6 protein-coding genes are annotated in these 6,372 nt (G+C 64.0%); 1 reads left to right on the top strand and 5 read right to left on the bottom strand.

Translation table 11 applies throughout. The annotated features are described in order from the left end of the window. From P0D89_RS22880 to pdxH, 3 genes are all read right to left on the bottom strand, one after another. Positions 1-1,174 (bottom strand): DUF72 domain-containing protein (locus P0D89_RS22880; RefSeq protein ID WP_408360839.1); only part of this gene is annotated, 1,174 nt, incomplete at its 3' end. 71 nt (positions 1,175-1,245) lie between these two features. Continuing rightward, complete coding sequence (locus tag P0D89_RS22875; protein WP_408377213.1) at positions 1,246-2,460, bottom strand: class I SAM-dependent methyltransferase; 1,215 nt, start codon at positions 2,458-2,460, stop codon at positions 1,246-1,248. 141 nt (positions 2,461-2,601) lie between these two features. Further along, positions 2,602-3,243, bottom strand: a complete 642-nt coding sequence (gene pdxH, locus P0D89_RS22870; RefSeq protein ID WP_408360843.1) for a pyridoxamine 5'-phosphate oxidase — start codon at positions 3,241-3,243, stop codon at positions 2,602-2,604. Between the two features lie 221 nt (positions 3,244-3,464). Here pdxH and tcdA point away from each other — a divergent pair, with 221 nt between their 5' ends. After that, positions 3,465-4,322 carry a tRNA cyclic N6-threonylcarbamoyladenosine(37) synthase TcdA gene (gene tcdA, locus P0D89_RS22865; protein ID WP_408360845.1) on the top strand — a complete coding sequence of 286 codons (858 nt, stop codon included), beginning with the start codon at positions 3,465-3,467 and terminating at the stop codon, positions 4,320-4,322. Positions 4,323-4,467: 145 nt separating this feature from the next. Here tcdA and trxA read toward each other — a convergent pair whose 3' ends face one another. Further along, on the bottom strand, positions 4,468-5,316 hold the full coding sequence (gene trxA / locus P0D89_RS22860) for a thioredoxin (protein WP_408360847.1): 849 nt from the start codon (positions 5,314-5,316) through the stop codon (positions 4,468-4,470). Positions 5,317-5,433: 117 nt separating this feature from the next. After that, positions 5,434-6,309 (bottom strand): pirin family protein, encoded by an 876-nt coding sequence (locus P0D89_RS22855; protein WP_408360849.1) that lies wholly within the window; start codon positions 6,307-6,309, stop codon positions 5,434-5,436. Positions 6,310-6,372 lie beyond the last annotated feature (63 nt).

Here is a 6,372-nt window from a genome sequence, read left to right as displayed (position 1 = left end):
CGTACTTGGCCTTCGCCTGTTCGTATTTGAAGCCGCCATGCAGGCTCCAGCGCACGATCAGCGGTCCGGCCGGCTCGCCGTCCAGCAACGCCAGCGCGGCGGCCTGGCGCAGCGGGTCCGGCATCCGCGCGTGAATCCCCACGCAATAGCGCACGCCCGCCGCTTTCAACGTACGGATGAAGCGCGGCGTGAGCAGACTCGCATCGCGTATTTCGATTGCGTAGCAGGTACCGTGCGGCAGCTTCGGCAATGCCATCAGGAATTCGGCCAGGCGTTCGATGAACGCCGCCGGTTGCGCGAGCATCTGATCTGGCAGCGGCGAAAGCTGGAACACCAGCGCGCCGGCTTTCGCGCCGAGCCCTTCGACACAAGGTGTGACGAATTCGTCGATCGCCATTTGCGCGTTCAGGAAACACGGGTTCAGCGATACCGGTTCGCCGTGTCCGGCGCGCACGGTGGCGTCGGTGACAGTCATCGGCGCCTTGACGATAAAGCGGAAATGCTCGGGGACCTGCTGCGCGTAGCGCAGGTAATCGGTGACTGGCAGCGCCTGATAGAACGACCGGTCGATGCTGACCGTCTTGAGCAGCGGATGCGCGCCGTAGGCCGTGAGGCCGTCGCGCGAGAGTTTGCTGTTGCTGTATTCGTCGCCGTAGACGATGCCGTTCCAGCCCGGAAAAGACCAGGTCGACGTGCCGAGGTGGATTTGCGGCGGCAGTTCGGCCGCAAGCGCGAGCAGTGCGGGCGACGGCGGGGCGGCGAGGATTTCGCGGGCGCGGCGCTTTTTCGGCTTATCTGCGGGAACGGCGGCGGCGCTCGGAGCAGACTCCGGCGCGGCGCTGTCGGGCGTCTCTTCGTCCAGCCAGAGCGAGGCGGCGGCGCTGGTCTCATGGGACTCGATGCGCGACCGACGCCTGCGCTCGGGTAGCGGCGCGGCTCCAGTTGGTGCGGTTGCGGCAGGCGCTTCTGCAGCAGACCGAGAAGCATCCGCAGACGACGCGCGCCGCGATTTTTCGCCATGAGCATCCGCCTGCGCCGACGCGTTCGCCGGTGAAGGCGCCTGCTCCACCGGCATCCCGAACAGATCGAACTGCACGGCTTCGCCACCGTCGTCATTTCCGTCGTTCGTGCCGCTTGCCGACTGCTCAACTTCGCTTGTCCTGCTCTGGTCCATCAATGTCCAGCCTGCTGTTCGAGATTGCGCCGCGCCCGCCCGCTCATGCACGGCGCCGCGACGCAACCCTCTTACAGCGGCTTTTCGTACATGTAGCGGCGCGACCACGGCAAGGTTTTCGCGCTTCGGCCGGCTTTGCGGCACACCACCTGGTAGATCGACACGTCGTCGGTTTCGAACGCATACGCGCAGCCGGCGAGGTACACGCGCCAGATGCGGAATTTTTCGTCGTCGACCAGCTTGCGGGCTTCGTCCGCATGCGCTTCGAAATTTTCCGCCCACAGATTCAGCGTGTGCGCATAGTGACGGCGCAGGCTTTCGACGTCAACCGCTTCGAGCCCGCCGCGCTGCATCGCTTCGAGCGCGAGGCTGATGTGCGGCAATTCGCCGTCGGGGAACACGTAGCGGTCGATGAATTCGCCGCCGCCGAGCGCGGTCTCGCCGCTGTCCGAGTCGCTCGACGTGATGCCGTGATTCATCGCGACGCCGTCGTCGGCCAGCAACTCGCGGATCTTCTGGAAGTAGCCCGGCAGATTCTTGCGTCCGACGTGCTCGAACATGCCGACGCTGGTGATGCGATCGAACTGCCCTGCGACGTCGCGATAATCCTGCAGGCGAATCTCGATTTGGCCTTCCAGACCCGCCGCTTTCACACGTGAAGTGGCGAGATCGAACTGGTTTTGCGAGAGCGTCACGCCGACGCATTTCGCACCGAATTTCTGCGCCGCGCGCAGCACGAGCGCGCCCCATCCGCAGCCGATGTCGAGCAGACGCTGCCCCGGCTGCAACTGGATTTTGGTGAGGATGTGGTCGATCTTCTTGATTTGCGCGGTGGCGAGATCTTCGTTGCCGTTCTCGAAGTACGCGCACGAGTACACCATGTTCTCGTCGAGCCACAGCTTGTAGAACTCGTTCGAGACGTCGTAGTGATACTGGATCGCCTTCCTGTCCGACGCCTTCGAGTGATGGAAGTAGCGTCGCACGCGCGCCAGCTTGCTCGCGCTGGTCACGGTGTTGCGCGCCAGCTGATAGCTGACATTGATGATGTCCGACAGCTTGCCTTCGATGTCGATCTTGCCCTTCACGTAGGCCTCGCCGAGATTGTCGAGGCTCGGTTCGAGCAGGTAGGGCAGCGCCGTGGCGCTTTTCACATGCAGCGTGACCTGCGGCGCGGCGAACTGCCCGAAGTCATGTTGCTGGCCATCCCACAGCACGAGGCGTGCCGGCAGGTTAGCCCTGGCTTTGACATCTTCTACCCATTGCGCCAGCTTCTTCTCCCAGAACATGTGATCTCTCCGTGTCCGTTGAATTAAAGCAAAGCTTGTGTCGATCGTGGCTCGGCGCGGCCCAACTCCCATGCCGCGAGACGTGATCTGGCCGGCGCGCGCTGCTGCGTTGGCGGCGCGCTGCCGGCGTTAAATTCCGATTCAAGGCGATAGGCGGGAGATGTGCCAGTCGCCAGTTTCGCTTGCGCGAGTGTAGAGCAGACGGTCGTGCAGTCGCGACGGCCGGCCCTGCCAGAATTCGATTGCTTCGGGCACCAAACGATAACCGCCCCAATGCGGCGGTCGCGGCGGTTGGTCGCCGTATTGCAGGCTGATTTCGCGTTCGCGCGTTTCGAGCTGCGAACGGCTTTCAATCAGCTGACTCTGATTCGATGCCCACGCGCCGATGCGCGAACCGAGCGGACGCGACGCGAAATACGTATCGCTTTCCGCCGCGCTGGTTTTGACGATGCGGCCTTCCACGCGCACCTGGCGTTCCAGTTCGATCCAGTAGAACAACAGGCTCGCATAAGGATTGGCGGCCAGTTCGCGGCCCTTGCGGCTCTCGTAGTTGGTGAAGAACACAAAGCCGCGCTCGTCGACGCCCTTGATCAGCACGATGCGCGCAGACGGCCGGCCGCGCGCATCGACGGTGGCCAGCGTCATCGTATTCGGTTCGGGCAATTTGGCGTCGACAGCCTGATGAAACCACGTGTCGAATTGGCGAATCGGATCGCGGTCGACATCGGCAACGTCCAAAGAACCCAGCGAATAGTTTTTGCGAAGTTCGGCGAGTGAAGTCATGTTCTTATGCGAACGCTACAGTCAGGCAAGTATAGCTAAGGAGCCAGTTTTTTGCGCGCGACCAGCGCAAGGCCGCGCACCGTACGTGTTCCGTGATGCAGCGGCATGAGCCGCGACGCGTTCAGGCAAAATACGGGTTGAGTATGTCTGAACCGCCCGCACCCGTCCGAGCTGGGCGGCGCCACTTTCTGTCTTGCCTGTATTCAACGAGCCCTGCCACCATGTCCAGCACTACCGCGCAATCTGATCTTACTACCAGCATCGACGGGAGTGAAACCGCCGACCGCGCGCGGCGCTTCGGCGGCATCGCGCGCCTGTACGGCGCACCGGCGCTCGCCGCGTTCGAAGGCGCGCACGTCGCGGTGATCGGCATCGGCGGGGTGGGGTCGTGGGTGGCCGAGGCGCTCGCGCGCAGCGCGCTCGGCACACTGACGCTGATCGATCTCGACAACGTTGCCGAGAGCAACACTAACCGGCAGATCCATGCGCTCGACGGCAACTACGGGAAACCGAAAGTCGAAGCGATGGCCGAGCGCATCGCGGCGATCAATCCGTACTGCGACGTGCGGCTGATCGAAGACTTCGTCGAGCCGGACAACTTCGCGGCGACACTAGGCGGCGGTTTCGATTACGTGATCGACGCGATCGACAGCGTGCGCACCAAGACCGCGCTGATCGCCTGGTGCGTCGAGCGCAACCAGCCGTTGATCACGGTGGGCGGCGCGGGCGGACAGCTCGACCCGACGCGCATTCGCATCGACGATCTCGCGTTGACGATCCAGGACCCGCTGCTGTCGAAAGTGCGCGGCCAGTTGCGCAAGCAGCATGGTTTCCCGCGCGGGCCGAAGGCGAAGTTCAAGGTGAGCGCGGTGTACTCGGACGAGCCGCTGATCTACCCGGAAGCCGCCGTTTGCGATATCGACGACGAAGCCGAGCACGTGAACACGTCGCCGGGTTACACGGGACCGGTCGGTTTGAACTGCGCGGGATTTGGTTCGAGCGTGTGTGTGACCGCGAGCTTTGGCTTTGCCGCGGCCGCGCATGTGTTGCGGGCGTTGGCGAAACAGGCGGTGGGTTAAAGCGCTGAGCGCCGCCGAAAACGCGCGGCGCTTCTACGGCTGAGCGTGAAGATTGCGCGGCGCAGCCAGGCAAAGATTTGCACACTGCCGCACATTCAGGCGCGGCGGCCGTATTGGCCGCAACCGCGCCTGAATCTACTTTGGATCAGAACAACGACGCGCTCAGCTTGCGCCGCCACTGTGATACCAGCTCCGGCTGATGCGCGGCCAGATCGAACACCGACAACATTGTCTTGCGGCCGATGTCATCACGGAACGAGCGGTCGCGCTGCACGATCGCCAGCAGATGTTCGAGCGCTTGCGCATATTTGCGGCGTGCAATCAACGCGCTGGCCAGATCGAAGCGCGCTTCGAGATCGTCCGGCGCGGCGGCGACTTTGGCTTCGAGCGCATCCGTGGGCGGCAGGTCCGCGGCGGCATCCACCGCGTCCAGGCGCGTCTTGATAGCGTTGAAGCGCGCATCGATGCCTTGCGTCGTTTTCGGCGACAGCAGGTCGACTTCATTGCGCGCTTCCTCGATGCGGTGGTCTTCGAGCAGCAGTTCGATGCGGTCCATGCGCGCTTCGTCGAAGCCCGGGTCGTAAGCGAGCGCGGCCTGCAGCGCTTCGTACGCGTCGTCGCGGCGGCCTTCGGCCAACGCGCTCTGCGCGTCGAGCCGCGCGGCGTCAGCGCCTTCCGGCACGAGCCGCTCGATGAACTCGCGCAACTGCCCCTCAGGCAACACGCCGATGAACTGATCGACCGGCTGGCCGTCGGCGAACGCCACGACGTGCGGAATGCTGCGCACCTGGAAGTGCGCGGCCAGTTCCTGATTCTCGTCCACGTTCACCTTCACCAGCTTCCATTTGCCGGCCGCTTCGGCTTCGAGCTTTTCCAGCATCGGGCCGAGGCTCTTGCAGGGGCCGCACCACGGCGCCCAGAAATCGACCAGCACGGGGGCCAGTGTCGACGCCGTGATGACGTCCTGTTCAAAAGTGGCCAGAGTGGTGTCCATTGCGTCCTCGTCGATAAAACGGTTTGTCATTAGGTGGGGCCGAACCGCGCACATTCAATGCGGCGGGCACGCGGTTGCTCCCTTGCGCCATTTGCGATCATTAGCGCCTATTTGCGCTTATTTTCGTTCCGGGAGCGGAATCCACTCGGTTTCACCCGGCACCTTGCCCATCTCCTGATTGGTCCACGCGAGTTTCGCGGCCTCGATCTTTTCGCGCGAACTGGCGACGAAATTCCACTCGATAAAACGCTCGCCGTCCAACTTTTCGCCGCCAAGCAACATCACGCGCGCGCCGTGCGTGCTGGCGAGCGTGACCGTTTCGTCGAGCGCGAGCACCGCCATCTGGCCGGCTTCGAGCGGCGCGCCGTCGATCTCCAGATCGCCGTCAACCAGATAGACACCGCGTTCCTCGTGTTCCGGTTCGAGCGCGAAGGCGCTACCCGGCGCGAATTCGGCGGCAACGTACAGCGTGCCGGAGAAGGTCGTGACCGGCGACACCGCGCCGAAGGCCGTGCCCGCGATCACGCGTAGCGTGACGCCGTTGCGCTCGACGACCGGCAGCGTGTCGGCCGCGTGATGCGCGAACGACGGTTCGATCTCTTCGTCCGCGAGCGGCAGCGCGACCCAGGTCTGGATGCCGTGCATGGTCTGGCCGCTCGCGCGGTCTTCGGCCGGCGTGCGCTCGGAGTGGACGATGCCGCGCCCGGCCGTCATCCAGTTGACGTCGCCGGGGACGATTTTCTGCTCCGAGCCGAGGCTGTCGCGATGCATGATCGCGCCTTCGAACAGATAGGTGACGGTGGCGAGGCCGATGTGCGGATGCGGCCGCACGTCGAGGCCGACGCCGGGCTCGAGCGTGGCGGGGCCCATGTGATCGAAGAAGATGAACGGGCCGATCAGGCGCGCCGCCATAGCGGGCAGCACGCGCCGCACGGTCAGACTGCCGACGTCGCGCAGATGCGGTTTGAGGACTGCTTTGATCGAGGAAGTCATAGGCGGCTCGGCTGGAATGGTGAGGGGAGAATGTGGCCAATAGACGATTCTACTGCGCAGCGT

Origin of the sequence: Paraburkholderia sp. RL18-085-BIA-A, from assembly GCF_046027075.1 — a bacterium.
In the GTDB taxonomy this organism is placed as follows: domain Bacteria; phylum Pseudomonadota; class Gammaproteobacteria; order Burkholderiales; family Burkholderiaceae; genus Paraburkholderia.
Note: the sequence above shows the minus strand (reverse complement) of the source record. Positions and strands in the feature narration are given on the sequence as shown.